This window comes from Lysobacter sp. 05T417 (genome assembly GCF_056396405.1).
Window position 1 is genome coordinate 102,645 of sequence record NZ_JBFTLK010000006.1, and the last position, 25,116, is coordinate 127,760.

At 67.8% G+C, this 25,116-nt stretch carries 25 protein-coding genes, 1 tRNA gene and 1 riboswitch; of the genes, 10 read left to right on the plus strand and 16 right to left on the minus strand.

Annotation, left to right across the window (positions count from 1 at the left end):
* The first annotated feature begins 49 nt into the window (after window positions 1-49).
* Both AC1DER_RS12445 and AC1DER_RS12450 read left to right on the plus strand, forming a co-directional pair.
* Window positions 50-988, plus strand: a complete 939-nt coding sequence (locus AC1DER_RS12445; protein ID WP_477245867.1) for a TrmH family RNA methyltransferase — start codon at window positions 50-52, stop codon at window positions 986-988.
* A 77-nt stretch (window positions 989-1,065) separates the two neighbouring features.
* Window positions 1,066-2,175, plus strand: a complete 1,110-nt coding sequence (locus tag AC1DER_RS12450) for an alpha/beta fold hydrolase (RefSeq protein WP_477245865.1) — start codon at window positions 1,066-1,068, stop codon at window positions 2,173-2,175.
* 9 nt (window positions 2,176-2,184) lie between these two features.
* Here AC1DER_RS12450 and AC1DER_RS12455 read toward each other — a convergent pair whose 3' ends face one another.
* Window positions 2,185-3,357 (minus strand): serine hydrolase domain-containing protein, encoded by a 1,173-nt coding sequence (locus AC1DER_RS12455; protein WP_477245863.1) that lies wholly within the window; start codon window positions 3,355-3,357, stop codon window positions 2,185-2,187.
* Between the two features lie 199 nt (window positions 3,358-3,556).
* On the opposite strand from AC1DER_RS12455, the gene AC1DER_RS12460 reads away from it, so the two are divergent.
* Complete coding sequence (locus AC1DER_RS12460) at window positions 3,557-4,663, plus strand: NAD(P)-dependent alcohol dehydrogenase (RefSeq protein ID WP_477245861.1); 1,107 nt, start codon at window positions 3,557-3,559, stop codon at window positions 4,661-4,663.
* Here the strand turns inward: AC1DER_RS12460 and pip are convergent.
* From pip to AC1DER_RS12490, 6 genes are all read right to left on the minus strand, one after another.
* The gene (gene pip / locus AC1DER_RS12465) at window positions 4,650-5,624 is read right to left on the minus strand and encodes a prolyl aminopeptidase (RefSeq protein WP_441817104.1); all 975 of its coding nucleotides are present in this window, start codon (window positions 5,622-5,624) and stop codon (window positions 4,650-4,652) included. The two genes, AC1DER_RS12460 and pip, sit on opposite strands and share 14 nt — an antisense overlap.
* A gap of 33 nt (window positions 5,625-5,657) precedes the next feature.
* Entirely contained in the window at window positions 5,658-6,122 is a 465-nt protein-coding gene (locus AC1DER_RS12470) for a helix-turn-helix domain-containing protein (protein WP_477245859.1), read from the minus strand.
* 232 nt (window positions 6,123-6,354) lie between these two features.
* Complete coding sequence (locus AC1DER_RS12475; protein ID WP_477245857.1) at window positions 6,355-7,782, minus strand: M28 family peptidase; 1,428 nt, start codon at window positions 7,780-7,782, stop codon at window positions 6,355-6,357.
* A gap of 114 nt (window positions 7,783-7,896) precedes the next feature.
* On the minus strand, window positions 7,897-8,298 hold the full coding sequence (mscL, locus tag AC1DER_RS12480) for a large conductance mechanosensitive channel protein MscL (RefSeq protein WP_441817107.1): 402 nt from the start codon (window positions 8,296-8,298) through the stop codon (window positions 7,897-7,899).
* Between the two features lie 57 nt (window positions 8,299-8,355).
* Window positions 8,356-9,093: a fumarylacetoacetate hydrolase family protein gene (locus AC1DER_RS12485; RefSeq protein WP_477245854.1), complete on the minus strand. Its 738-nt coding sequence runs from the start codon at window positions 9,091-9,093 to the stop codon at window positions 8,356-8,358.
* Window positions 9,094-9,110: 17 nt separating this feature from the next.
* Entirely contained in the window at window positions 9,111-9,455 is a 345-nt protein-coding gene (locus tag AC1DER_RS12490; protein ID WP_477245852.1) for a hypothetical protein, read from the minus strand.
* Between the two features lie 111 nt (window positions 9,456-9,566).
* Between AC1DER_RS12490 and AC1DER_RS12495 the strand changes: the two genes are divergently transcribed.
* A complete protein-coding gene (locus AC1DER_RS12495) occupies window positions 9,567-9,914 on the plus strand; it encodes a Rieske (2Fe-2S) protein (protein WP_477245850.1) in 348 nt (115 codons plus the stop codon).
* On the opposite strand, the gene AC1DER_RS12500 is transcribed toward AC1DER_RS12495, so the two are convergent.
* The 4 genes from AC1DER_RS12500 to thiS all read right to left on the minus strand — a co-directional run bounded on the left by AC1DER_RS12500 (window position 9,898) and on the right by thiS (window position 13,725).
* Window positions 9,898-11,736 carry an SLC13 family permease gene (locus tag AC1DER_RS12500; RefSeq protein WP_441817111.1) on the minus strand — a complete coding sequence of 613 codons (1,839 nt, stop codon included), beginning with the start codon at window positions 11,734-11,736 and terminating at the stop codon, window positions 9,898-9,900. The two genes, AC1DER_RS12495 and AC1DER_RS12500, sit on opposite strands and share 17 nt — an antisense overlap.
* A 37-nt stretch (window positions 11,737-11,773) precedes the next feature.
* The gene (gene trmB, locus AC1DER_RS12505; protein WP_477245848.1) at window positions 11,774-12,502 is read right to left on the minus strand and encodes a tRNA (guanosine(46)-N7)-methyltransferase TrmB; all 729 of its coding nucleotides are present in this window, start codon (window positions 12,500-12,502) and stop codon (window positions 11,774-11,776) included.
* 135 nt (window positions 12,503-12,637) lie between these two features.
* Window positions 12,638-13,432: a thiazole synthase gene (locus tag AC1DER_RS12510; protein ID WP_477245846.1), complete on the minus strand. Its 795-nt coding sequence runs from the start codon at window positions 13,430-13,432 to the stop codon at window positions 12,638-12,640.
* A 92-nt stretch (window positions 13,433-13,524) separates the two neighbouring features.
* Window positions 13,525-13,725 (minus strand): sulfur carrier protein ThiS, encoded by a 201-nt coding sequence (thiS, locus tag AC1DER_RS12515; RefSeq protein ID WP_441817114.1) that lies wholly within the window; start codon window positions 13,723-13,725, stop codon window positions 13,525-13,527.
* A 198-nt stretch (window positions 13,726-13,923) separates the two neighbouring features.
* On the opposite strand from thiS, the gene AC1DER_RS12520 reads away from it, so the two are divergent.
* The 6 genes from AC1DER_RS12520 to AC1DER_RS12545 all read left to right on the plus strand — a co-directional run bounded on the left by AC1DER_RS12520 (window position 13,924) and on the right by AC1DER_RS12545 (window position 20,062).
* Complete coding sequence (locus AC1DER_RS12520; protein ID WP_441817324.1) at window positions 13,924-15,735, plus strand: autotransporter outer membrane beta-barrel domain-containing protein; 1,812 nt, start codon at window positions 13,924-13,926, stop codon at window positions 15,733-15,735.
* Window positions 15,736-15,763: 28 nt separating this feature from the next.
* A tRNA-Gly gene (locus AC1DER_RS12525) sits at window positions 15,764-15,837 on the plus strand.
* Window positions 15,838-15,937: 100 nt separating this feature from the next.
* The gene (locus tag AC1DER_RS12530; RefSeq protein WP_477245843.1) at window positions 15,938-16,654 is read left to right on the plus strand and encodes an ATP-dependent zinc protease family protein; all 717 of its coding nucleotides are present in this window, start codon (window positions 15,938-15,940) and stop codon (window positions 16,652-16,654) included.
* The gene (rimK, locus tag AC1DER_RS12535; protein WP_477245841.1) at window positions 16,651-17,556 is read left to right on the plus strand and encodes a 30S ribosomal protein S6--L-glutamate ligase; all 906 of its coding nucleotides are present in this window, start codon (window positions 16,651-16,653) and stop codon (window positions 17,554-17,556) included. The genes AC1DER_RS12530 and rimK overlap by 4 nt, the downstream gene beginning before the upstream one ends.
* A 477-nt stretch (window positions 17,557-18,033) precedes the next feature.
* Window positions 18,034-18,714, plus strand: coding sequence for a response regulator transcription factor (locus AC1DER_RS12540; RefSeq protein ID WP_158733826.1), 681 nt, complete (start codon window positions 18,034-18,036; stop codon window positions 18,712-18,714).
* 4 nt (window positions 18,715-18,718) lie between these two features.
* Window positions 18,719-20,062, plus strand: coding sequence for a sensor histidine kinase (locus AC1DER_RS12545; RefSeq protein WP_477245838.1), 1,344 nt, complete (start codon window positions 18,719-18,721; stop codon window positions 20,060-20,062).
* Between the two features lie 55 nt (window positions 20,063-20,117).
* On the opposite strand, the gene AC1DER_RS12550 is transcribed toward AC1DER_RS12545, so the two are convergent.
* The 5 genes from AC1DER_RS12550 to ahcY all read right to left on the minus strand — a co-directional run bounded on the left by AC1DER_RS12550 (window position 20,118) and on the right by ahcY (window position 24,849).
* Window positions 20,118-21,029, minus strand: coding sequence for a branched-chain amino acid transaminase (locus tag AC1DER_RS12550; RefSeq protein ID WP_441817118.1), 912 nt, complete (start codon window positions 21,027-21,029; stop codon window positions 20,118-20,120).
* 85 nt (window positions 21,030-21,114) lie between these two features.
* Complete coding sequence (locus AC1DER_RS12555; protein ID WP_477245836.1) at window positions 21,115-21,684, minus strand: hypothetical protein; 570 nt, start codon at window positions 21,682-21,684, stop codon at window positions 21,115-21,117.
* A 94-nt stretch (window positions 21,685-21,778) separates the two neighbouring features.
* Entirely contained in the window at window positions 21,779-22,357 is a 579-nt protein-coding gene (locus tag AC1DER_RS12560; protein WP_477245834.1) for a hypothetical protein, read from the minus strand.
* A gap of 82 nt (window positions 22,358-22,439) precedes the next feature.
* Window positions 22,440-23,261, minus strand: a complete 822-nt coding sequence (metF, locus tag AC1DER_RS12565) for a methylenetetrahydrofolate reductase [NAD(P)H] (RefSeq protein ID WP_477245832.1) — start codon at window positions 23,259-23,261, stop codon at window positions 22,440-22,442.
* Window positions 23,262-23,388: 127 nt separating this feature from the next.
* On the minus strand, window positions 23,389-24,849 hold the full coding sequence (gene ahcY, locus AC1DER_RS12570; protein ID WP_477245830.1) for an adenosylhomocysteinase: 1,461 nt from the start codon (window positions 24,847-24,849) through the stop codon (window positions 23,389-23,391).
* A gap of 43 nt (window positions 24,850-24,892) precedes the next feature.
* A riboswitch (S-adenosyl-L-homocysteine riboswitch) is annotated at window positions 24,893-24,973 on the minus strand.
* Window positions 24,974-25,116 lie beyond the last annotated feature (143 nt).

Below are 25,116 nucleotides of genomic sequence, written 5' to 3' on the forward strand. Positions count from 1 at the left end.
GCGCGTGTTCGCGAAGGTGCAGCCGCCAAGATGAGAAGGAACACGACAGATGCGACATGATCCCCCCGGCAAGCCGCCGCGCGGCCCGCGCCAACCTCCGACCGGTCAGCCCTGGGGGCGTCCGCCGCGTGAGCGCAGCCAGACGCCCTCCGATCGTCCGCCGCGTGCACCGCGCGCGCCTTACGGGTCGCACGCGCCGCGTCCGGCCGAGGCCGCGCACGAAGCCGACCACGACCTGGGCCCGTCGGCGCGCGAGCGTCGCAGCGCCGAGCTGCGCCTGTACGGACTCAATGCCGTGCGCGCGGTGTTCGCCCGGCGTCCGCAGGCGATCCGCAAGGTCTATCTGGCCGAAGCGCGCATTCCGGCCCTGCAGCCGATGCTGAAGTGGTGTGTCGCCAACCGCGTCGGCTACCGCGTGGTCGATGAGGAAGACCTGCACAAGCTCGCCGCCAGTGCGCATCACGAAGGCGTCGTCGCCGATGTCCTGCGCGAGGAGCCGATGGCGCTGTCGAACTGGCTGCGCGAACTTCCGGCCGGACCGCAATGCGCGATCTGGCTCGATGGCGTCGGCAACCCGCACAACTTCGGCGCGATCCTGCGCTCGGCCGCGCACTTCGGTGTCAGCGCGATCCTGCTGCCGAAGCACTCGACGTTGACGCTCTCCGGGGCGGCCGCGCGCGTCGCCGAGGGCGGCGCCGAAATCGTGCCGATGGTCCGCCTGGGCCGCACCGACAACGCCATCGCGCAGCTGCGCAGTGTCGGCTTCACCCTCGCCGCGACCGTGGTGCACGGTGGCGGCGACCTGTTCACCGCGCCGTTGCCGCAGCGCGTGATCTACGTGCTCGGCGCCGAAGGCGAGGGCATGGATCGGGAACTGGCCGCGGCCTGCGACCTGCGCCTGTCGATCCCCGGCACGGGCGCGGTGGAAAGCCTCAACGTCGCCTCCGCGGCGGCCGTGCTGCTGGCGAGCTGGCGCGCACGCCGCTGAATTGCAACCATCGCGCCGTCGAACGTATCCATTGGCTCAAGGCCGGCGGCGTCTGCCGGTCTTTCCAAGGAGAGTTCATGCTCAAGCGATCGATTGCGTTGATGGCCCTGCTGGCCTCGTCCCTGTCCCTCCACGCCGGGGAATGCCCGGACCGTTCGTCGTACCAGCCGTCGCGCGAGATCATCGCCGACATGCAGAAGATCGTCGCCCCCAACGGCGTGCAGGAGTCCTACAAGACCCGCATCGGCGGCATCGAGCAGTGGCTCGATGTGCGCGGCCAGGACCGCGACAACCCGATGATCCTGTTCGTGCACGGCGGCCCGGCCTCGCCGATCACGCCGACCGCCTGGCAGTTCCAGCGGCCGATGGAGGAATACTTCACGGTGGTCAACTGGGACCAGCGCGGCGCCGGCAAGACCTTCAACGAGACCACGCCGCCGGAGTCGATCAGCGACACCATCCATATCCAGCGTTACGTCGACGACGCCATCGAGGTCGCCGAGTACCTGCGCCAGCGTTATCACAAGAAGAAGCTGATCCTGGTCGGCCACAGCTGGGGCACGATCGTCGGCATGAACGCCGCGCTCAAGCGTCCGGACCTGTTCCATGCCTACGTCGGCATCGGCCAGGCCATCAACGTTCGCGACAACGAGCGCATCAGCTACGACTACGGCGTCCAGCAGGCCCGGGCGCACAAGAACGAAGAGGCGCTGCGCGAGCTGGCCTCGATCGCGCCGTATCCCGGCAACCAGCCGATCACCCGCGAGCGGATCATCATCGCGCGCAAGTGGCCGCAGTTCTACGGCGGCCTCACCGCGTATCGCGACGATTCGATGTACTTCTATCGCGGTCCGCGGCTGTCACCGGACTACAGCGACCTCGACCGCTGCGCGATCGATGATGGCAATGTCTTCACTCTCGGCCGGATCCTGCCGGAGTTCGTCGACGTCGACTTCAAGGGCGTGCACGAGTTCCCGATCCCGGTGGTGATGTTCATGGGCCGCCACGACTACACCACGCCGTCGCAGCCGACCGAAGCGTGGCTGCGCCAGGTCAAGGCGCCCTACAAGCAGGGCGTCTGGTTCGAGCGCTCGGCGCACATGATCCCGTGGGAAGAACCGGGCAAGACCCTCACCAGCCTGCTGCAGTACGTGCGGCCGCTGGCGACCGGCGAAGCCACGCCGTAAGCGTGGCCGTCAACGTGCCTGCGGTGCGCTCCGACGCGCCGCTAGCACCTTGCCGATGAACTGGTCGAGCGCGTCGCCGCGGTCGATCCAGCGCACGACGATCAGCAGGTCGTTGTCGCGATCGATGTAGACGATGTTCTGGCCGTTGCCGCGGAAGGTGACGCTGCTGGCCGGCGCCGACGGCAGCGCCTTGCGGCCGGTGTTGAGGAACCAGTTGCAGTAGCCGTACTGGTCGTTGTCGCTGCCCGGCGTGCGCGCCTTTGCGATCCACTCGGGCGAGACCAGCTGGCGGTCCTGCCAGCGGCCGTCGCGCAGGAACAGATAGCCGAAGCGGGCCAGATCCCAGCTGTCGATGAACATGCCGCCGCCCCAGTGCCCGCCGCCGGACACCGACTGCAGCTTCTCGCCGTCCAGTTCGATCCAGGAATTGCGGTAGCCGTGCCAGCGCCAGCGGCTGCTCGCGCCGATCGGATCCATGATCCGCTCGCGCAGCACCTGCGGCAGTGGCTGGCGCCACACCTGCAGCGCCGCCAGCGCCAGCACGTTCACGCGCACGTCGTTGTACATGTAGTGGCTGCCGGGAACGTGGCGCGCGCGCTGCGGCCACTGCTCCGGCGGCCCGGATGGCCGGTCGGCCCAGTCGGGCTTGCCCCACAGCGTGCCTTCCCAGTCGCTGGTCTGGCGCAGCAGGTGCTCCCAGGTGATCGGCGCATTGTGTTGGGATGCGAACAGGTCGACATCGCGCGGCATGTAGCCGGCGACGCGGTCGTTGGTGTCGCCGATCCGCCCGTCCTGCCAGGCCAGTCCGACCACCGTGCCGAGGAAGGTCTTGGTGACGCTGTGGCTCATGTCGAGGCTGTGGGTGTCGCCGAACTCGGCGATCACACGGCCGCCACTGACGATCACCCCGTTCATTGCGGCGCGCTCGGACGTGGGCCCGAGCAGCCCGCCAAAGGCCGGCTCCTTGCTGCCGAAACTCTGCGCCAGCGATTGCGCCTGGTCGCGTGGCTCCGGCGCCTCGTGTGCCTGGGCGAAGGCAATGGCCTGCTGCAGTCGCTGCGGATCGAAGCCGGCCTGCGCAGGCGTCACCCGCTCCCAGTCGCCACGCGGCGGATAGTAGGTCGTCGTGCTGCCTTCGCCGGCAGCGGCGACGAACGACACAAGGACCAACAGCAGGGTCAATGCGTGCTGGCGAAGGGGAAGATGGGCTGGCTTGGCAGGCATGGGTCCGGCGGGGTCGCTCGGGAAGTTGCCGCAGGATAGCGGAGGCCGTGGGCCTCGACGCTGCGGCCGGTCACGCCGAATTAACTTTTTCAGTGCAATCGTCCGCTGGCGCCGGAGTGCGCCGGCTCGCGGCAGCACCCGATGCGGAGGGGACAACATGAGACTCAAGCGCGTGGCAGGATTCGGTGCCGTCGTGGTGGTGCTCGCGATGCTGGCCTTCGCGGTGGCCTGGTGGCGCTCGGACAACGTGTGCAGCGGCCCGGCGGTGGCGTTGACGCAGCCGATGAAAGCCGTCACCTACTGCGACTACGGCACCGCCGATGCGCTGCATTACGGTGACATCGAAAAACCGGTGCCGGCCAACGACGAGGTGCTGGTGCGCGTGCGCGCCGCGGCGGCCAATCCACTGGACTGGCACTACCTGCGCGGCACGCCTTACCTGATGCGCATGGGCACCGGCTTGCGCCGACCGAAAGAGATCCGCCTGGGCGTCGACTTTGCCGGCACGGTCGAAGCGGTCGGCAAGGGCGTGACGCGTTTCAAACCCGGCGACGAAGTGCTCGGCGGTCGCACCGGCGCGTTTGCCCAGTACGTCACGGTCAAGCAGGATCGCGCCATCGTCGCCAAGCCTGCCAATCTCAGTTTCGAGCAGGCCGCCGGCGTCGGCGTCGCCGCCGTGACCGCGCTGCAAGGGCTTCGCGATGGCGGCAAGCTGCGGGCCGGCCAGACGGTGCTGATCAATGGCGCCTCCGGTGGCGTCGGCACCTATGCGGTGCAGATCGCCAAGACCTTCGGCGCCAACGTGACCGGCGTGTGCAGCACGCGCAACGTCGAGCTGGTGCGCTCGCTCGGCGCCGATACGGTCATCGACTACAAGACCACCGACTACACCCAGGGCACGCAGAAGTACGACGTCATTCTCGACAACGTCGGCAACCGTTCGCTGGCCGAGAACCGGCGCGTGCTCAAGCCCGACGGCAGGTATGTGCTGATCGGTGGCGGCGGGCCCGACAACGGCCGCTGGATCGGGCCGATGATCAAGCCCATTGGCGCGGCGGTAACCTCGTGGTTCGTGTCGCAGCACATGGGCATGGTGCTGGCCGAGCTCAACCAGAAGGACCTCAACGAACTGGCCCGGTTGATGGCCGACGGCAAGGTCACGCCGGTGATCGACCGCACCTACCCGCTGGAAGAGCTGCCCGATGCGATCCGCTATCTCGAATCCAGTCGCGCCCGCGGCAAGGTGATCATCACCGTGCCGTAACCGAAGTGGCGGCCTCGCCCGATGCCATGGCGTCGGTGGCCGTCACCAGCGCATCGACGATCGCCGGGTCGGCCGCGCTGTGGCCGGCCAGCACGATCCGCAGCTGCGCCTGTGGCCAGGCCGCGGCCAGATCGCAGGCGGCGCGCACCGGGCAGATGATGTCGTAGCGTCCGTGCACGATCGTCGCCGGAATGTGGCGGATGCGGTCGATGTCGCGCAACAGCTGGTCGTGCTCGAGAAACATCGCGTGGCGGAAGTAGTGCGCTTCCGCGCGCGCCACCGCCAGCGCCACCTGCGGGTCGGCGAAATTCCCCGGTTCGTCCGGATCGTGCACGAGCGTGGTGCTGCCGCCTTCCCAATGGCCCCATGCGTGCGCGGCGGCCAGTCGCGTCGCCTCGTCGTCGCTGTCGAGCCGACGCCAGTACGCCTCGATCATGTCGCCACGCTCTGACTCGGGGATGTGCGCCAGGTAGTGCGACCAGCGCTCCGGGAAGATCTGCGATGCGCCGCCATCGAGCTCGTTGAACCAGCGCAGCTCGTAGGAGCGGCCCAGGAAGATGCCGCGCAGCACCAGCCCGGTCACGCGGTCCGGGTGCGACTGCGCGTAGGCCAGCGCCAGCGTCGAACCCCACGAACCGCCGAACACCGCCCAGCGCTCGATCCCCAGGTGCTCGCGGATCTTCTCGATGTCGGCCACCAGGTGCCAGGTGGTGTTGTCGCGCAGTTCCGCATGCGGTGTCGACTTGCCCGCGCCGCGCTGGTCGAACAGGACGATGCGGTACCTGGCCGGATCGAAGAAGCGCCGGTGGTACGGCGACACGCCCGCGCCGGGCCCGCCGTGCAGGAACACCACTGGAATTCCGTCGCGATTGCCGCACTCCTCGACGTGGAGCTCGTGCAATTCGTCGACGGCAAGGCGGAAGCAGCGATAGGGCTCGATCTGCGGATACTGGTCGCGCACGGTTCGGTTCCATGGTGTCGGCGCGTTGCAGTTTTACATGCCGCCCAACGCCTGTGCGACGAACGCCCGTCCCAGCGTCTGGCTCGGGTACTCGCCGAAGAGTTCGAGGTATTCCGAAGCCATTCGACCGCCGTGCGCGTAGCCGAAGCGCGACGAGACCGTGGCCACCGTGGCGCCGTGCGGGTCGGCATGCGCGAGCGCGTCGTGCAGCATCTGCAGCCTGCGCAGGCGCAGGTACTGGCTGGGCCCGACATCGAACTGCTCGTTGATGATCGTGCGCATCGTGCGCTCGCTGACCCCGGCCGCGCGGCACAGGTCGGACAGGTGCAGCGGCCAGTGCTGCAGGTCGATCAGTTCGAGCACCCGGGCAACGGTGTCGGTCCGCGATGCCCGCGGCCTGCCGCGGGCGGCGGGCGCGCGCGGAGCGGGGTAGGCGGAAGCATACGCAGCGGCGTCGGCTGCATTGCGCGAAGCGGCGTGGAGCGATGGAGTTCCCATGGAGACCCTCCCGGTTGCTTGATCTGACTGCGCCCACAGCAGGGGTTCGGACCCGCGGAGTCTGCTCCGTCGGGTATCCGGCCGTCATTAGCCCAGCGAGTCCAAAGCAGGCGCTGTGCACGGCAAAGTGGCGCTTTCCGCCATTCATCCGACAGCCGGTGCACGCCCTCTACATCAATCCGACGCCGCCTTTACGCAATTCCGACCTGGCGGCGTCGGCTTGGATCAGCCATTACTTCGCGGGAGCCGCCTCGGTCCTGGGGGCGCTGCCGAAGCCGCCCTCGGCCGAGGCCGCTAGATAGGCGAACACCGCATACGCAGCGACGTTCTGCGCCAGCGCCTTCGGATCGATCTTGTCGAAGGTGTCGTCAGGGGTGTGGTGCAGGTCGAAGTAGTCGCTGCCGTCCTGCGCCAGGCGTCCCCAGGCCAGGCCCTTCTCGGCGAACGGGCCGATGTCCGGACCCGGGCCACCCTGGCCGGGCACGTGTTCGATTCCCAGCGGCGCCAGCGCCTGCGCGATCTGCTCGTCGGCCTGCTTGGCGTAGTCCGGGGCCGAGCTCGAATAGGCATAGATGCGGCCGGCGCCAAAGTCGCTCTCGGCACCGATCTGGTGGCGCGACAGTTCGGCGACATGCGCGTTCGCATACGCCTTGCCGCCATGCAGGCCCTGCTCCTCATTGGCGAAGGCCACCACGCGGATGGTGCGCGCCGGGCGATGCTTGAGGTTGCCGATGAGCTTGCCGGCTGCCATGGTCAGGCCGACGCCGGCGCCGTCGTCGATCGCACCGGTGCCCAGGTCCCACGAATCCAGGTGGCCGCCGATCACCACCACTTCGTTGGGCTTGCTGCTGCCGCGGATCTCGCCGATGACATTGTGCGAGGTGTACTGGCCGTCCCAGCCGCAATCGAGCGCGACGTTGACCTTGACCGCGCCGAGCGCGAGCAGGCGTGCCAGCTGGTCGGCGTCGGGCACCGACAGCGCCGCCGACGGAATCGGCGTCAGGCCATCGTCGAAGCGGGTGATGCCGGTGTGCGGGTTGCGGTGCGAATCGGTACCGGCCGAACGCATCAGGTAGGCGGCCGCACCGGCGCGGATCGCCGCCGACGGACCCTTGCTGCGCACGCGCGAACCGGGACCGTAGCCGGCGCCGTCGCGGGCGCGTTCCATCTTGTAGTCGATGAAGGCGATCTTGCCGGCGAGCGAGCCCGGTGCGGCGGCTTCCAGCGCCGCCAGGTCGGCGAAGCGCACGACTTCGCCCTCGACCGTGCCGGCAGGGCTTCCGCCCAGCGCGGTCAGGTGCAGGGGCTGCGCGTTGGCGCCAACCACGTTCGCGCGCTCGCTGCGGCGCTCCCACTTCGGGAAAGTCACCGGCTCGGTCCAGACCTTGTCGAAGCCGAGCTCCTTGAACTTGGCCACCGCCCAGGCGACCGCGCGCGCATCGGCTTCGCTGCCGGCCATGCGCGGACCGACTTCGGTGGTCAGCGATTCGGTGATGCGGTAGCCCAGGTCGCTGGCCAGCGCGGTTTCGCGCAGCTGTGCCGCGGTGGCGATGGCCTTGTCGGGGATGCGCGTCGTCGGCTGCGCGGCGTTGACGTCGCCGCTGGACAGCACCGCGGCGGAAAGCAGGGTGGCAATGGCCACGGACAACGTTGCACGCATCAGCAAGGACTCCCCGAAGTCGAAACCGCGAGCGTAGCAACTCGCCGGTTCGCAGGGGGGGTGCCTATGGTCACGCCCGCTGTGCGCGCATTGGCGGAAGCCGCCAATCGTCCCTCACTTCTTCAACGAATCCCGGATCTCGCGCAGCAGCAGCACGTCTTCGGGCACGGCCGGCGCCGCCGCCGGGGCGCGCACGCGGTTGTAGGCCTTGAGCACCAGGAAGATCACCAGCGCGATCAGCAGGAAGTCGATCACGGTCTGGATGACCAGGCCGTACTTGATGGCCAGCTCGGCGGCCACTTCCTTGCCGGCCGAGTCGAGCTGCGCCGGTTTGATGATGTACTTCCAGTCGGTGACGCTGGCGCCCTTGGTGACGGCGCCTATGGCCGGCATCACGATGCCGTCGACCAGCGCGGTCACGATCTTGCCGAACGCCGCGCCGATCACCACGCCGACGGCGAGGTCGATGACGTTGCCGCGCGAAATGAATTCCTTGAACTCGCTGATCATTCCCATGGCTGCACTGTCTCCGTGATTGCCTGAGGGTTTGCTGGCGCAAGCCCTGGCGAACGACTATACCGGCGCGGCGTCTGCGGTCTGTGCAGCGAGGATGCGGCCGGAGTGTTCGATGACGCCTTCGAGCACGGCGTGGAAGCGGTCGCCCGGTTGCAAGGGACCGACGCCGGCGGGCGTGCCCATGAACACCAGGTCGCCAGCGCGCAGCGCGTACAGCTTCGACAGTTCGTGCAGGATTTCCGGCACGGTCCAGATCAGGTCGGCGAGCGAGCCGGCCTGGCGGGTGTCGCCATTGATCTGCAGCGTGAGCTTGCGCGGGCCGAGTTCACCGACCTGCGCGGCCGGCACGATGGCGCTGATCGGCGCGGCATGGTCGAACGCCTTGCCGGTGTCCCAGGGCAGGCCCTTGGCCTTGGCCGCGCCCTGCAGGTCGCGCCGGGTCAGGTCGAGACCGACCGCATAGCCATAGACCAGGGCGCCGGCATCGGCCGCATCGAGCACGCCCGCGGGGGCGTCGCGGCCGATCGCCACGACCAGCTCGACTTCGTGGTGCAGGTCGCGGGTGCCGGGCGGGTAGGGCACGTCGGCGTCGAGCGCGATGGCGTCGGCGGGCTTGAGGAAGAACACCGGGTTGCCGCGATCGGCCGCGGAGGCGGGCACGGCGGCGCCCATCTCGCGGGCGTGGTCGGCGAAGTTGCGGCCGACACAGTAGATACGGTGGACGGGGAAGAACCGGTCCGCGGCGCCATGCACCGGAACACGGGGTTGCGGCAGCGCCGCGATCACGTCGCTCATTCGATCACGCCAGCCGGTTACGGTGCGGTGCGCCTGGAGCGGCCGCGGTCGGCCTCGAGCACCTGGCCTTCCAGCACCTGGCCTTCCACCACGCGCGGGTCGACCACGCGGTACTCGGCCTCGACGATCCGGGCATCGCGGGCGGCGGCATTGCCGCGTCCCTTCCACAGCTTGTAGACCACGCCGGCAGCGATCATCGCCGCGCCGAGGACGACGCTGAACATCACCAGCACCAGCAGCAGGCCCAGACCGACCACGCCGAGCGCGAAGCGCAGCAGGCGGTGACGCGGCTTGCGCGGCTCGAAAGCGGAGCGCACACGCTGGAACTGGGCGGAGTCGAAACGGAAGGTCTGGGCGAACATCGGCGACGTCGTGACACAATGCGGCAACAAGCCGGGCAACGGAGTATCGGGCCAGGGTTGGGCGAAGGTGTGAGAACTTCGTTAAGCATTCAGCACGAGGCCCCCGCCGCGATGTCACCCCTGCTGCCACTGGAACGTCTGCCGGACGGGGCTTTCGCCGAGGTCGAGGCGGTCATAGACGGCGACGCCGAGTCACTGATTATTTATCGTGACGGCGATCACGTGCGTGCGTGGCTCAATATCTGCCCGCACGCCGGCCGGCGCCTGGACTGGGCGCCCGGTCAGTTCCTCAAGAGCAAGGACGGCCTGCTGGTCTGCGCGGCGCACGGGGCGAGCTTCGAGCTGCGCGGCGGCGAGTGCGTGGCCGGTCCGTGCCGGGGCGAGGCGCTGCGCGCCGTGAACGTGTCGGTGCGCGATGACGCGGTGTGGCTCGACGGCAACCTCAGTACAGCAGGTTGATCATCGCCACGATCACCACCGTATAGATCAGCGACAACGGTGCGCCGATCTTCCACAGTTCCTTGGCGGTGTACCCCGCCGGGCCGGTGATCATCGAGACCACCGGGTTCGACGCGGTCATGAAGTTGTTCGACGCCGACAGCGCCACGATCAGCGCGAACGCCACCGGGTTGCCGCCCGCGGCCAGCGCCAGGTTGATCGCCAGTGGCACGGTGACGATGGTGGCCCCGACGTGGCTGATCACCAGCGAGAACAATGTGGTGAACAGGCCGACCAGTATTTCCAGCAGCCACACCGGCGTGCCGGTCGGCAACCGCTCGATCGTGTGCCCGGCCACCCAGGCCGCCGCGCCGCTGGAGTCCATCGCCCAGCCCAGCGGGATCAGGCAGGCCATCAGGAACACCGTCTTCCAGTTGATCGCGGCGTAGGCCTCGTCGATGTTGAGCACGCCGGCAATCAGCATGCCGGCCACGCCGGTCATCAGCGCGATCGACACCGGCAGGCGCGAGGACAGCGCCAGCAACATGGAGATGGCGAAGATCGCCATGGCGATCTTGAACTTGTGCGGGCGCTGCTCGCCCTTGGGGTAGTCGGTGACCACCACCAGGTCCTTGCTCTCGGCCGCCTGCGCCAGGTCGGTCCAGATGCTGTGGAAGACCAGCATGTCGCCGGCGCGCAAGGCCACGTCGCGCACGTTCTCGCGCAGCACCGCCTTGTCGCGGTTGATCGCCAGCAGGCTCAGGCCCATCTGCTTGCGCAACTGCAGGTCGCGGCCGTTCTTGCCGATGAACTTCGAGGTTGCCGGCACCACCGCTTCGGAGATGCCGGCGCGACTGGGGTTGAACAGGTCGCCGAAATTCTTCAGGCGCGAGGACAGGCGCAGGAAGTGGTTCTGGGCGAAGTCGCTGACCTGCTGGCGCGGGCCCATCGCGCCGAGCACGCTGCCGACCCAGATGCGCGTGTCGGCCGGCGGCGCCAGGCGCGACTCGCTGTCGCTCTTGAGGGCCAGCAGCAGCGGCGCGTTGTGCAGTGCCTCCGCTTCGCCCAGCGACATGCCGACCAGGGGGCTGTCGGCGGTGACGGTGAGTTCGTAGACATCGCCGTCGATGCCGTAGGCCTTGGCGAAGTAGCTCTGCGTGCGTGCCGGCGTCGCGCCCTTGCCGTCCTCGTCGCGCAGGCGCTTGTCGCCGAAGAAGTGGAAGTACGCCAGCGACGCGCCCAGCAACGCCAGGCCGATCGGCAGCGGCGCGAACATCTTCAGCGGTTCGATCGTGGCCGCGCCCGAGGGCAGGTTGCTGTTGGCGGCGATCAGCAGGTCGTTGAGCAGGATCAGTGGCGAATTGCCGACCATGGTCAGCGCGCCGCCCATCACGATCGCGCAGGCGATCGGCAGCAGCAGGCGTGGCAGGGTCAGGCCGGTGCGCGAGGACAGGCGCGCGGCGACGGGCATGTAAAGCGCCATCACCGACGGGTTCTGCATGATCGACGAGTTGAGGCCAGCGACGGCGCTGGTCAGCAGCAGCAGTCGCTGCTCGACGCCGTGCGCGCGTCGCAGCAGCCAGCCGGCGAGGCGGTTGAGCGCGCCGGTGCGGTCCAGGCCGGCGCCGAGGATCATGGTTGCGATGATGCTGATCACCGCGTTGCCGGAGAAGCCGTTGAACAGTTCGTCCGGTTCGACCAGTCCCGACAGGCCCAGCAGCACCAGCACGACCAGGGCCACCACGTCGGCGCGGATGCGCTCGAACAGGAACATGACCATCGTGAAGCCCACCAGCCCGAGCACGAGCTTCATGTCGGTGGTGAGCGTCAGCGCGGTATCCATGCCGGGGCGTTAGCGACTCATGCGTTTAGGGAACGCGTTACTGGACGCGGTCGTAGAGGAGGTCCCACACGCCGTGGCCGAGTTTCTGGCCGCGGGTCTCGAAATGGGTCTGCGGTCGCCACTGCGGACGGTCCACGCTGCCGCGCGGACCAGCGCGGTTGCTCAGGCCGGGCGTCGCATCGAGCACATCCCACATCTGCTCGGCATAGTCCTGCCAATCGGTAGCCAGGTGCAAGCGTCCGCCTTCGGCGAGCTTGGCGACCAGCAGCCGGGCGAACTCGGGCTGGACCAGGCGGCGCTTGTTGTGGCGCTTCTTGTGCCAGGGGTCGGGGAAGTAGATGCGGATCTCGTCGAGCGATCCGTCGACGATCTCGTTGTGCAGCACTTCGACGGCATCGTGGTGGTAGACGCGGACGTGGTCGCTGCCGTCCTCGGCCAGGGCATTGAGCAGGCGGCCGACGCCGGGCGCGTGCACTTCGATGCCGATCAGGTCGCGCTCGTGGTCGTTCTGCGCGGCGAAGCGCAGGGCCTCGCCGTTGCCGAATCCGATCTCGAGCACGCGCCTGGCCTGGCGGCCGAAGGCGGCATCGAAATCGCGCGGCACGCCTGCGTAATCCAGGCCAAAGCGGGGCCATAGCTGGTCGAACGCGCGCTGCTGGGCCTCGGTGAACCGCCCCTGCCGCAGCACGAAGCTGCGCACCTTGCGGTGGCCTTCTTCGATGGTGAACGGCTTGGGTGGGGCCTTGCGGGAGCCTTGATCAGTCATGCCACGCAGCTCCGTTCGTCCTGAGCGTAGCGCCACAGGCGCGAAGTCGAAGGACAGCCCACAGCGCCTGCATGTCCTTCGACTTCGGCCCTCCGGGCCTACGCTCAGGGCGAACGGTGACTGAACTATCCGACATCAGCCAATCAATCCATCGACCGGGCTGGAGGCACTGGCGAAGCGCTTGCGCGGGATGCGGCCGGCCTTGAACGCGGCGCGGCCGGCCTCGACGGCGAGCTTCATCGCATGGGCCATCAGCACCGGGTCCCTGGCACCGGCGATGGCGGTGTTCATCAGCACGCCGTCGCAGCCCAGCTCCATCGCGATGGCCGCGTCCGAAGCGGTGCCGACGCCGGCGTCGACGATGATCGGCACCTTGGCGTTCTCGACGATCTCGATCAGGTTGTACTTGTTCTGCACGCCCAGGCCGGAACCAATGGGCGCGGCCAGCGGCATCACCGCGACGCAACCGATCTCTTCCAGGCGCTTGGCCAGGATCGGGTCGTCGGAGGTGTAGACCATGACGTCGAAACCGTCCTTGACCAGGATCTCGGCCGCGGCAAGCGTCTGCACGACATCCGGGTAGAGGGTCTTCTGGTCGCCCAGCACTTCCAGCTTCACCAGGTTGTGGCCATCGAGCAGCTCGCGGGCGAGGCGACAGGTGCGCACGGCGTCGTCGACGGTGTAGCAGCCGGCGGTGTTGGGCAGGATCGTGTAGCGGTCCGGCGGCAGCACGTCGAGCAGGTTCGGCTCGCCCGGGTTCTGGCCAATGTTGCTGCGGCGGATCGCGACGGTGACGATCTGGGCACCGGCGGCCCGGGTCGCCAGGCGGGTCTGTTCCAGGTCGGTGAACTTGCCGGTACCGGTGAGCAGGCGCGAGGCGTACGGCTTGCCGGCGATGACGAGGGGGTCGTTTATGAGCGGGGCGGTCATCGCATTAGTTTAGCAGCCGAGCCTGCGTCGCCCCGCATGCATGGCTGCAGGCGACCGGCCCTGCAAAGGGCCCGCGCAGGCGCGAAGCGGGGTCAGCCGCCGCCCAGGGCGTGGACAATCTCGACCCGGTCGCCATTGGCCAGGGCGCGCTCGCCGTGGCGGCTGCGCGGCACGATTTCGCTGTTGATTTCGACCGCGACCCGGCGCTCGCCCAGGCCTTCAAGCTGCAGCAGCTGCAGCACCGTCGTGTCGGCCGCGATCGCGCGCGGCTCGCCGTTCAAGAGAATGTCCATGGTGCTATTGTCGCCGCGGCCACGGGCCCAGGCCAGTCCGGCACGCTTTTTGACGCACTGCGGCGTGAGTGTGACTACGGCGCATGTTTCGATGCTCCATCCGCGGGCGTATGTCGGCCTCACGGACCCGATTCCAAAAACGACACCAACCACACAGCCACCCCAGGGGATTCAATGATGACACCCGTTCGCACCGTGCTGGCCGCCGCTCTGGCGCTGGCGGCCGCTCCGGCTTTCGCCCAGGCCAATCCGTACTCGCAGACCGTCTTCTTTGGCGACAGCCTGACCGACTCTGGCCATTTCCGGCCGGCGCTGGTGCAAGTGGTGGGTCCTTCGGGCGCGCTGCTGGGTCGCTTCACCACCAACCCGGGCCTGGTCTGGTCCGAGTACGTGGCGGATTTCTACGGTTCCAACGCCGTGAGTGACAACCAGGGTGGCAGCAACTACGCCGTCGGCGGCGCCCGCAACGGCACCAACATCGTCAGCGGGCTCGGCGCGGTGCCGTCGCTGACCACGCAGATCGGCAGCTACCTCAGCCGCAACGGCGGCCATGCCGACGCCAATGCGCTCTACACCGTCTGGGGCGGCGCCAACGACCTGTTCGCAGCAGCGACGGCACCGGCACAGGCGCAGGCAATCATCGGTGGCGCCGTCGCCGCGCAGGTCGGCAACGTCGCCGCGCTGGAAAGCGCCGGCGCCCGCTACGTGCTGGTGCCGACCGTGCCCGACCTCGGCCTGACGCCGCAGTCGCGCGCCGGCGGCGCCGTCGCGCAGGCGCAGGGCACAGCGCTGTCGACCGCATACAACAACGCCTTGTTCGCCGGCCTGGCCTCGGCCAACCTGCGGGTGATTCCGCTCGATACCTTCCACCTGCTGCAGGAAATCGTCGCCAACCCGACGCCCTACGGCATCCGCAACGTCACCAATCCGGCGTGCCGCACGCAGCCGGTGCCGGCCGGCGATTCGTCGCTGTTCTGCAACCCGTCCTCCTACGCCGCACCCGATGCCCCGGACGCCTATGCCTTCGCCGACGGCGTGCACCCGTCGTCCAAGGCGCACGCCATCCTCGGCGACTACGCGATCTCGATCCTCGAAGGCCCGCGCCAGCTGGCGGTGCTGCCGCATTCCGAAGCGGTCGTCGGCCGTGCCCGCGCCGATCGCGTCGCCGCACAGATCGGCTCGCGTCCGCAAGGCGAGGGCATGCGCTGGTGGGGCGACGTGCGTGGCGACTTCCAGCGCTACGGTGACGGCGACAACTACGACGGCATGGGCCCGACCCTGAGCTTCGGCCTCGACTGGGCCAGCGGCGAGCTGGTGTACGGCGGTTTCGCCGGCTACGGCCAGCAGAAGATGGACTGGGGCAACAACCGTGGCCAGTTCGACCAGGACGACGCCACCCTCGGCGGCTACCTGGGCTGGACGAGCGGCTCGGCCTGGATCAACGGCCAGCTGAGCTACAGCTGGGTCGCCTATGACGTCGAGCGCCGCGTCAAGCTTGGCCCGACCTCGCGCACCCACACCGGTTCGCCAGACGGCACCAACCTCAGCGCCGGTTTTGCTGCTGGCTGGAACTTCGGCGAAGGCTCGCTCAAGCACGGCCCGGTAATCCAGGTGCTGTCGCAGACGATCGAAGTCGACGGCTATGACGAGAACAGCACGGAAGCCACCGCGCTGACCTTCATGGACCGCGACTACGACTCGCTGATCGGCAGCGTCGGCTGGCAGGTCGATTACACGGTCAACGAGCACCTGAGCCCGTACGCCAAGCTGACCTACGACCACGAGTTCGAGGAGAACGACGACGAAGTCTTCGCCAGCCTGCGTTCGATGCCGGGCGCCGGCACGTTCGCCGTCCCGGGTTCGCAGTTCGACCAGAACTACGGCACGCTGGTTCTGGGTGCGCGCACGCAGCTGTTCGGCATGGCGACCAACATCGGCACCAGCTTGACGGTCGGCGAGAAGGGCGGCAACGACGCGACCGTGTTCGTCAGCCTCGGCGGTGGTTTCTGATCGCCTGAACGCATAGACTTCCCGGCACGCGGGTGTAGTTCAATGGTAGAACTGCAGCTTCCCAAGCTGCTAGCGTGGGTTCGATTCCCATCACCCGCTCCAGTTCCGAGAGTCAGGAAAAGGCCCGCCAATGTGCGGGCCTTTTTCGTGGCGTTGGACCCGGGCCGCGGGGCGGCCCGGTGGGGAGGGCGGAGTGGCAACCATGCCCGAATGGATGGCCTGCCACGGCCGCAACCTTGCCCGCCGTGCGTATACCCGTTTGCATGGCATGCGGAGCCGACGGCGGGCGTACCAAGTCCGATTGCGATGGAGTAAATTGGCGGCCTCGGTGGTGCCCGCGGTCGTGACTGCTGTTTGCACCATCCCGTCACCCGCTCCAAACATCTGCAGCGGCGGCCTGCCTTACAGTGGCCGCCGTTTTTGCCTTTCAGCGGTCCGCCCTGGAGGCTCGATGGCAACGAAGATCATCCTGGGTTGGCGTGAGTGGGCTTCCTTGCCGGAGCTTGGCATCGCGCGCCTGCGCGCCAAGGTCGACAGCGGTGCGCGCAGTTCGGCCCTGCACGTGGATTCGCAATGGCGTTTTTCCGATGGCGGTGCGCCGTGGGTCGGCTTCAGGATCAGTCCCGGCCAGCGCGGCGGGATCATCGAGGCGACGGCGCCGGTGTACGACGAGCGCGAGGTGACCGATTCCGGCGGCCATTGCACGCGCCGGGTGTTCGTCCGCAGCGTGCTGTCGCTGGCCGGGGTGGAGCGGGTGGTTGAAATCAATCTGTCGGATCGGCGCGGCATGCTGTTTCCGATGCTGCTGGGCCGCACCGCGCTGGCGAGGGTGTTCACCGTCGATCCCGCGCGCTCCTTCCTGCACGGCCGGCTGCCCATCTCGGGCGCGATCGTGCCAATCGTGAAATCAATGCAATGAAACTGGCGATCCTGTCGCGCAACAGCAAGCTCTACTCGACTCGTCGCCTGGTCGAGGCCGCACGCGAGCAGCACCACAGCGTGCGGGTGCTCGACCCGCTGCGCTGCTACATGCGCATCGCCAGCGATGGCTTCAGCATGCACTACAAGGGCCGGCCGATCTCCGGCTACCAGGCGGTGATCCCCCGGATCGGCCTGTCGGTGACCCGTTACGGCTCGGCCGTGCTGCGCCAGTTCGAGCTGATGAACTCGGTCACCCCCAACTCCTCCGACGCCATCCTGCGCGCCCGCGACAAGCTGCGCTGCCACCAGTTGCTGGCCGCCGAGCACATTGGCCTGCCGACCACGGTGTTCGGCGACAACCCCGACGACACCGGCGACCTGCTGTCGATGCTCGGCGCTCCGCCGCACGTGATCAAGCTCAACGAGGGCACCCAGGGCGCCGGCGTGATGCTGACCGAGAAGCTGTCGGCCTCGCGCGGTGTCATCGAGGCCCTGCGTGGCCTCTACGCCAACTTCCTGGTGCAGGAGTTCATCGAGGAGGCGCGCGGCGCCGATGTGCGCTGCTTCGTGGTCGGCGGTCGCGTCGTGGCGGCGATGAAGCGGCAGGCGCCCAAGGGCGACTTCCGCTCCAACCTGCATCGCGGCGGTTCGGCCAAGGGCGTTCGCGCCAGCGCGGCCGAACAGGACGTCGCCATTCGTGCCGCGCGCGTGCTCGGACTTGGTGTAGCCGGTGTCGACCTGATTCGCAGCGCGCGCGGCCCGCTCGTGCTCGAAGTGAACTCGTCGCCAGGCCTGGAAGGCATCGAGGATGCGTCCGGGGTCGACGTCGCCGCCGAGATCATCAGTTACGTCGCCGATCGGCTGAAGCGGCGGATCGCAAAAAAGACCGCCGCGCGCTGAATTTCGACGTTGGACGAAAATGGGCGCACGATGCCGGCTATAGACCGACGTAAGCGACGCCAATCAGAACCGGCGTGATTTCGTAACGAAAAATTAACGAGCCTTTTTAACAGCCGTTTAATCGATTTCGGCGTAGCCTGTCCTTACCGCAGCACTGCCGCTCTACCAAGTCAGTCCCTGGTCGATGCAGGTTACGGTAATCGGGGCAATACCCTTTTGGCCCAGGCGCGGTGGCCCCGCGCTTGGGCCTTTGTTTGTCTGCGCGATGGCCCAGCGCGCCGACGACGGCGCGTGTGCAACAGGTGACTGGCGCACACGACGGCTCTGGCAGAATCGTTAAGATCGTTAAGAACGTTAAGATCGTTAAGCGGCTGCACCGCGACAGCGCGACCGTCTTCAGCGCGATGTCCGCCGGGCCACTGCAACTTGGACGACGTTCGACGGTCGAATGCCCCACTACCCAGGAAGGTTCCAGTCATGCGCATCCTCGTCATCGAAGACAACCAGGACATCGCCGCCAATCTCGGCGACTTTCTCGAGGACCGCGGTCATACCGTGGATTTCGCCGCCGATGGCGTCACCGGCCTGCACCTGGCGGTGGTCCACGATTTCGACGCGATCGTGCTCGACCTGAACCTGCCCGGCCTCGACGGCCTGGAGGTCTGCCGCAAGCTGCGCAACGAAGCGCGCAAGCAGACCCCGGTGCTGATGCTGACCGCGCGCGACAGCCTCGAGAACAAGCTCGCCGGCTTCGACTCGGGCGCCGACGATTACCTCATCAAGCCGTTCGCCCTGCAGGAAGTCGAGGTGCGCCTGAACGCGCTGTCGCGCCGCGGCCGCGGCGTGCAGACGCGCGTGCTCAACACCGCCGACCTCGAATACAACCTCGACACGCTCGAAGTCCGCCGCCAGGGCAAGCTGCTGCAGCTCAACCCCACCGCCCTGAAGATCCTGCAGGCGCTGATGGAGGCCTCGCCGGCCGTGGTCACGCGGCAGGAGCTGGAGACGCGCGTGTGGGGCGAGGAGCTGCCCGACTCCGACAGCCTGCGCGTGCACATCCACGGCCTGCGCGCGGTGGTCGACAAGCCCTTCGAGGTACCGCTGATCCAGACCCGCCACGGCATCGGTTACCGAATCGCCGCACCTGACAACGGCTGAGCCCATGGCGGTCGCCGAAGAACCCCAGCGTCCGCCACGCAGGACTCGCTTCCGGCGGCAGCTGCGCAGCCGCATCATCCTGGCTTTCGTACTGCTCGGCTTCGGCCTGACGGCGCTGTTCGCTTGGGCCACGAACTGGACCCGCAACCGCGTCGAGAACCAGATCATCGAAGACGTGATGAACCGCAACATCGACGTTGCGGCGCGCCAGTTCGAGCAGAACCCGGACAACCCGCAGTTCGCCGTCGACCAGATCCGCGCCTACGTCTATACCTCCGACAAGTTCGACTCGGTGCGGGTCAACTGGCCGGAGTGGTACGAGCTGAGCGACGGCATCTACGGCATGACCGGCGTCGACCCGGACGGCAACTCGTTCTCGTACAAGCTGGCGGTGCGCAAGACACCCAAGGCGTGGTTCTTCCTGGCCTACGACATGTCGCAGGCGACGCGCGGCGAGACGCAGTTCCAGCGGGCGATCTGGGCGTCGGTGTTCCTGTTCACCGTGTTGTCGCTGCTGGTGGGCTGGTGGTCGGCATCGCGCGTGATGAGCCCGGTGTCGGAGCTGGCCAATCGCCTCAAGCTGTCGGGGCGCAGCTCGGAGCCGGAAAACCTGGCATCGCATTTCCCCGACGACGAAGTCGGCCAGCTCGCCGAGGCGCTCGACGACTATGCCGAGCGCCTGACCGAAGTGGTCCAGCGCGACCGCGAGTTCAACGCCGACGTCAGCCACGAGCTGCGCACGCCGCTGGCCGTGGTGAAGGGCGCGGTCGAGCTGCTGCTGTCGCGTCCGGACGTGGACGACAAGACGCGCAACCGCCTGCTGCGCATCCAGCGCGCCGAGCAGCAATGCACCGACCTGATCAGCGCCCTGCTCTTGCTTTCACGCAACGAGCGCGGGCACGGCGCCACCGATGTCGCCAAGGTCGCCGAACAATTGCTCGATGCGCACCGCGCCCAGCTCGGCGGCAAACCGCTGGAGCTTCGCGTCGAGGGCGAGCAGGGGCTGGTCGTGGATGCGCCCGAGGCGGCGGTGTCGGTGGCGCTGGGCAACCTGATCGGCAATGCCGTCAAGTACAGCAATGAAGGCGACGTCGTGGTGCGCCTGGGTACGAAGGCGGTCGCGGTGATCGATTCCGGCCCCGGCCTGAGCGCCGAGGACGCCGCCAAGCTGTTCGAGCGCGGTTATCGCGGCACCCACGCCGCGCATTCGCAGGGCGGCGGTATCGGCCTGTCGATCGTGCGCCGGCTGTGCGCCCTGTACGGCTGGGAAGTGCAGGTGCGTCCGGGTGAGCAGCGTGGCGTGGTCGCGACGCTGGCATTCGCCGACGGCGTCTTCCCGCGGGCCTGATTGCCGGTTTGCCCCGCGGGAGCCAGCATGCCGGCTCCCGCCAGGATGGCTTCGCTCAGACCGGCTCGAGCCAGCCGTACTTGTCCGGGGTCTTGCCGTCGAACAGGCCGAAAAACAGCTCCTGGATGCGGCGGGTCACCGCGCCCGGCTTGCCACTGCCGACCTGGCGGCCGTCGACCGAACGGATCGGCGTGATCTCGGCGGCGGTGCCGCACATGAACAGCTCATCGCACAGGTACAGATACTCGCGCGGCAGGTCGCGTTCGACCACTTCGATGCCGGCGTCGCGGGCGAGGGTGATGATGGTGTTGCGAGTGATGCCGTTGAGCAGCGCGGCACTGATCGGCGTGGTGTGCAGGGCGCCGTCGAAGACCAGGAACAGGTTCTCGCCCGCGCCTTCCGACAGCAGGCCGGTGGACGCAAGCGCGATGCCTTCGCCGAAGCCCAGGCGGCGAGCCTCGCGCGCGACCAGCTGGCCGGACAGGTAATTGCCGCCCGCCTTGGCGCCTGCCGGAAGCGTGTTCGGCGCGAAGCGCTGCCAGCTCGACACGCAGGCGTCGATGCCCTGGTCGACCACGCTGGCGCCCAGGTACTGGCCCATTTTCCAGGTCGCCACGGCGACATCGGTCGGCGTGTCAGCCGAGAGGCCGAAACCGCCCAGACCGCGGTACGCAACCGGGCGCAGGTAGTCGGTGGTGTTGTCGTTGGCCTTGAGCACATCACGGCAGGCCGCGTTGATCTGCTCCAGCGAATACGGCATCGCCATGTCGTAGATCTTGGCCGAGGCGAACAGGCGCGTGTTGTGGTCGGTGAGGCGGAAGATCACCGGGCCGGAAGGCGTCTGGTAGCAACGGATGCCCTCGAAGACCGACGAACCGTAATGCACCACGTGCGCCATGACATGGGTGGTGGCTTCGGCCCAGCGCTTGATCGCGCCGTTTTGCCAGATCCATTCGGGGTATTGCATTGCCGGGCATCCGTCAGGGGGAAGCGCCTATTGTGCCCTGCGACGAGGCCCCGGCCCAAGTCGCGGCCTTGCCCTGCGAGGGGTCTCAGCCCTTGATCCACCAGCAACCGAAGTACTTCTGCAGGCCGAATACCGTCCGCGACGGCGTGCTGCCATTGGCGAGCGTCTGCTCCACGCGCAGTGCCACGGGCGCCTGCCGCGGGCGCGGTGGCGGTTCGCTACCGCCGGCAACGGCCAGTGACTCCGGCGGCGCCTCCTCGCTGCGCTCGACCGGCATCACCGGATAGATGCCGATCAACGGCTGCTGCACCAGGGCATCAAGTCGCTCGAGCGCGGCGTAGGCGGCGCTGCCCGACATGCCGGCCCAGTTGTAGACACCGGCCAGGCGGTTGGCGTCGCGGGCGTCGAAGGCGCCATTGATCTCCTGGACCAGGTCGCGCAGGTTGCGCGCGCAGCCACCGCCGCGCTCTTTCGCGCCGGCCCTTGGCGCGACGGGCTCGGGCGGGCGCTCGACCGCGCCGACATCCGGGCAGGCGCGGTCGGTGTAGATGTCCATGCCTTCGGATGTCGTGCAGCGCCGCACCTGCGCGGCGACCGGCTGCCACGCCGCCGCGGCGAGCAGCACGGTCACGAGCAGGCATTTCGACATCGACATCGGCGCAGACTAGCTTCGGCAAGGGGTCCGCGACGATACGCCCATCGCAGTCCGATCAACACCGGCCGCGGACGTGCGCCTGGCGGGCCGTCGTTCAGAAGCGGACGAAATAGCAGCCCGAATACCGCTGCACGCCAAGTTCCAGCACCTGCTGCGGCTCGGAGAAGATCAACTGCATGGCGCCGCCGCTATCGCCCGCACTGGCCAGCGAAGGCCAGTAGCTGGCGTCGACCAGCGGTTGCCGCGCCAGGCGCTGCAGGCGGTTCATGACCAACTGCGCCTGCTGGTGCTGCAGGCCCGGCCAGTGAAAGCTTTCGGCGATGCGGTTGACATCGCCCATGGCGAACGCGCCCATCAGGTCCAGCGAGAGTTGTCCGACGTTGCGTGCGCAGCCGCTCGCCGGCGGACGGCGCAGGGGAACTGCGCCGTGCCTCGTCGTCCCGAGCAGGCCGAGGCTGGCCGACGAGGAAGAATCGAAGGTCAGGCGGTTCACCAGTTCGGCCGACATGGGCGCAGGCGCAGCGCCGAGCGCCGCGCAGGCAGTGTCGGTATAGACGGCCTGGCCGTCGTGGGCCTGGCAGCGGTTGAGGCTGCCGACGGCGTGGGTCGGGGCGGCCAGCAGCAGCACCCAGAGGCATACCCAGGCCGCCACCCGTCGTGGCTGCGTGTTCATGTTCGGCCCGCGGGGGAACGGGAGGTTTCATCCTCTACCCGCGGGCGTCAATGGCGTGTGCTTGCCTGGTTTGCGGGCCGCCTTACAGGCGCGAGATCACCGACAGCGTCGGCTTGGACAGATTGAGCGTGTAGAAGTGCAGGCCCGGCGCGCCGCCTTCGACCAGGCGTTTGCACATGGCCGCGACCAGGTCGGCAGCGAATTCGCGGATCGAGTCGGCGTCGTCGCCGAAGGCATGCATGCGCTTGCCGATCCAGCGTGGGATCTCGGCGCCGCAGGTGTCGGAGAAGCGGCGCAGCTGGCTGAAATTGGAGATCGGCATGATGCCCGGCACGATCGGCACGGTGACGCCGAGCCGGCGGGCATCGTCGACAAACCGGAAGTAGGCATCGGCGTTGTAGAAGTACTGGGTGATCGCACCATCGGCGCCGGCATCGATCTTGGCCTTGAAGTGGCGCAGGTCGGCGAGCGCGTCCTCGGCTTGCGGGTGGCACTCGGGGTAGCAGCCGACTTCGATGTGGAAATAGCCATCATGCTCGCGGCGGATGAACTCGACCAGCTCGGTGGCGTAGCGGAAGTCGCCGGTGTGGCCCATGCCCGAAGGCAGGTCGCCGCGCAGGGCGACGATGCGATGGCAGCCCATCGCCTTGTAGCGCTCCAGCAGTTCGCCCAGTTCGGCGCGGGTGCCGCCGACGCAGGACAGATGCGGGGCGGCGTCGAGGCCATGCGCCTGGTGCAGCCGCTCGACGGTTTCCGGCGTGTAGCTCAGCGTCGAGCCGCCAGCGCCGAACGTGCACGAGACGTACTCGGGGTTCTGCGATTTCAACCGCGCCGCGGTCTTGTCGAGCTGCGCGCGCTGCTCGTCGGTCTTGGGCGGATAGAACTCGAAGCTGATCGGGGTCATGCGAGGCCGCCGGTGCAGGGGGTGGGGCGTAGTCTATCTCTCTATCGCGATGGAGTGGAACCGTGATGTCGCAAAAAAAACGGGCGCCGAAGCGCCCGTCTTTCACACCATCGCAATGTCGCCGCGATCAGTAGCGGTAGTGCTCCGGCTTGTACGGACCGTCGGCCGACACGCCCAGGTAGGCGGCCTGGTCGTCGGTGAGTCGGGTCAGCTTCACGCCGATCTTCTCCAGGTGCAGGCGCGCGACTTCCTCGTCGAGCTTCTTGGGCAGGATGTAGACCTTCGGCTCGTAGCTGTCCTTGTTGGCCCACAGGTCGATCTGCGCGAGCGTCTGGTTCGAGAACGAATTGGACATCACGAAGCTCGGGTGGCCGGTGGCGCAGCCCAGGTTGACCAGGCGGCCTTCGGCCAGCAGGAAGATCGAGTTGCCCGGCTTTCCATCAGCGTGCTTGAAGGTGTACTTGTCGACCTGGGGCTTGATGTTCAGGCGGACCGCACCGGAGGTGTTGAGCTTGTCGACCTGGATTTCGTTGTCGAAGTGGCCGATGTTGCAGACGATGGCCTGGTCCTTCATCTGCGACATGTGCTCGAGCGTCAGCACGTCCTTGTTGCCGGTGGTGGTGACGTAGATGTCGCCACGGCCCAGCGTGCTCTCGACGGTGTTGACCTCGAAGCCTTCCATCGCCGCCTGCAGGGCATTGATCGGATCGATCTCGGTGACGACCACGCGCGCGCCGTAGGCACGCAGCGAGTGCGCCGAACCCTTGCCGACGTCGCCGTAACCGCAGACCACGGCAACCTTGCCGGCCAGCATCACGTCCATCGCGCGCTTGAGGCCGTCGGCCAGCGACTCGCGGCAGCCGTAGAGGTTGTCGAACTTGGACTTGGTGACCGAGTCGTTGACGTTGATCGCCGGCACCAGCAGCGAGCCGGCTTCGGCCAGCTGGTAGAGGCGGTGCACGCCGGTGGTGGTCTCTTCCGAGACGCCCTTCCAGTCGCGCACGACGGTGTGCCAGAAGCCCGGGCGCTCGGCGTGGACGCGCTTGAGCAGATCCTTGATCACCTGTTCCTCGTGGTTGCCCGAGGCGGTGTTGACCCAGTCGCTGCCGTTCTCGAGCTCGTAGCCCTTGTGGATCAGCAGGGTGACGTCGCCGCCGTCGTCGACGACGAGCTGCGGGCCGAGGTACTTGTCGGTTCCGTTGCCCGGGAAGCTGAGCGCTTCGAGGGTGCAGTCCCAATACTCTTCCAGCGACTCGCCCTTCCAGGCGAACACCGGCGTACCGCTGGCGGCGATCGCGGCGGCGGCATGGTCCTGGGTCGAGAAGATGTTGCACGAGGCCCAGCGCACGTCGGCGCCGAGGTCGCGCAGGGTCTCGATCAGCACGGCAGTCTGGATGGTCATGTGCAGCGAGCCGGTCACGCGCACGCCCTTGAGCGTCGCGGTGGCGGCGTACTTCTTGCGGATGGACATCAGGCCCGGCATTTCGTGCTCGGCGATGTCGATCTCCTTGCGGCCCCAGTCGGCCAGGGAGATGTCGGCAACTTTGTAATCGCCTTCGGTGGAGAAGGTCTTGGCTACGGCATTCATTTTGAAGCTCCGGTTTTTGGGTGAGGGCAGGGCATGAGTCCTGCCAAACCGGGCGCCGTTGTACGTGTTGCGTCCCGCCGAGCCTGATTCCGGATTGCCCGGACTTGCAGCGCCCCTCGGCGAGGCGGGCCATTTTAGCCGGTTGGGGTTGCGAATGGATGAACCCGTCGCTGTCCACGTCCGGGGCGTGAAGCGCGGGCGTGATGCCTTCGAAGAGGCGCGGTCCGGCGGGCAGGGGATTGCTCCGCCCCTTAGTCAGACATCCTG

Coding starts and splice junctions, on each gene's coding strand:
- AC1DER_RS12445 (WP_477245867.1), top strand. CDS start 50: ATGCGACATGATCCCCCCGGCAAGCCGCCGCGCGGCCCGCGCCAACCT.
- AC1DER_RS12450 (WP_477245865.1), top strand. CDS start 1,066: ATGCTCAAGCGATCGATTGCGTTGATGGCCCTGCTGGCCTCGTCCCTG.
- AC1DER_RS12460 (WP_477245861.1), top strand. CDS start 3,557: ATGAGACTCAAGCGCGTGGCAGGATTCGGTGCCGTCGTGGTGGTGCTC.
- AC1DER_RS12470 (WP_477245859.1), bottom strand. CDS start 6,122: ATGGGAACTCCATCGCTCCACGCCGCTTCGCGCAATGCAGCCGACGCC.
- AC1DER_RS12475 (WP_477245857.1), bottom strand. CDS start 7,782: ATGCGTGCAACGTTGTCCGTGGCCATTGCCACCCTGCTTTCCGCCGCG.
- mscL (WP_441817107.1), bottom strand. CDS start 8,298: ATGGGAATGATCAGCGAGTTCAAGGAATTCATTTCGCGCGGCAACGTC.
- AC1DER_RS12485 (WP_477245854.1), bottom strand. CDS start 9,093: ATGAGCGACGTGATCGCGGCGCTGCCGCAACCCCGTGTTCCGGTGCAT.
- AC1DER_RS12490 (WP_477245852.1), bottom strand. CDS start 9,455: ATGTTCGCCCAGACCTTCCGTTTCGACTCCGCCCAGTTCCAGCGTGTG.
- AC1DER_RS12495 (WP_477245850.1), top strand. CDS start 9,567: ATGTCACCCCTGCTGCCACTGGAACGTCTGCCGGACGGGGCTTTCGCC.
- AC1DER_RS12500 (WP_441817111.1), bottom strand. CDS start 11,736: ATGGATACCGCGCTGACGCTCACCACCGACATGAAGCTCGTGCTCGGG.
- trmB (WP_477245848.1), bottom strand. CDS start 12,502: ATGACTGATCAAGGCTCCCGCAAGGCCCCACCCAAGCCGTTCACCATC.
- AC1DER_RS12510 (WP_477245846.1), bottom strand. CDS start 13,432: ATGACCGCCCCGCTCATAAACGACCCCCTCGTCATCGCCGGCAAGCCG.
- thiS (WP_441817114.1), bottom strand. CDS start 13,725: ATGGACATTCTCTTGAACGGCGAGCCGCGCGCGATCGCGGCCGACACG.
- AC1DER_RS12530 (WP_477245843.1), top strand. CDS start 15,938: ATGCCCGAATGGATGGCCTGCCACGGCCGCAACCTTGCCCGCCGTGCG.
- rimK (WP_477245841.1), top strand. CDS start 16,651: ATGAAACTGGCGATCCTGTCGCGCAACAGCAAGCTCTACTCGACTCGT.
- AC1DER_RS12540 (WP_158733826.1), top strand. CDS start 18,034: ATGCGCATCCTCGTCATCGAAGACAACCAGGACATCGCCGCCAATCTC.
- AC1DER_RS12545 (WP_477245838.1), top strand. CDS start 18,719: ATGGCGGTCGCCGAAGAACCCCAGCGTCCGCCACGCAGGACTCGCTTC.
- AC1DER_RS12550 (WP_441817118.1), bottom strand. CDS start 21,029: ATGCAATACCCCGAATGGATCTGGCAAAACGGCGCGATCAAGCGCTGG.
- AC1DER_RS12555 (WP_477245836.1), bottom strand. CDS start 21,684: ATGTCGATGTCGAAATGCCTGCTCGTGACCGTGCTGCTCGCCGCGGCG.
- AC1DER_RS12560 (WP_477245834.1), bottom strand. CDS start 22,357: ATGAACACGCAGCCACGACGGGTGGCGGCCTGGGTATGCCTCTGGGTG.
- metF (WP_477245832.1), bottom strand. CDS start 23,261: ATGACCCCGATCAGCTTCGAGTTCTATCCGCCCAAGACCGACGAGCAG.
- ahcY (WP_477245830.1), bottom strand. CDS start 24,849: ATGAATGCCGTAGCCAAGACCTTCTCCACCGAAGGCGATTACAAAGTT.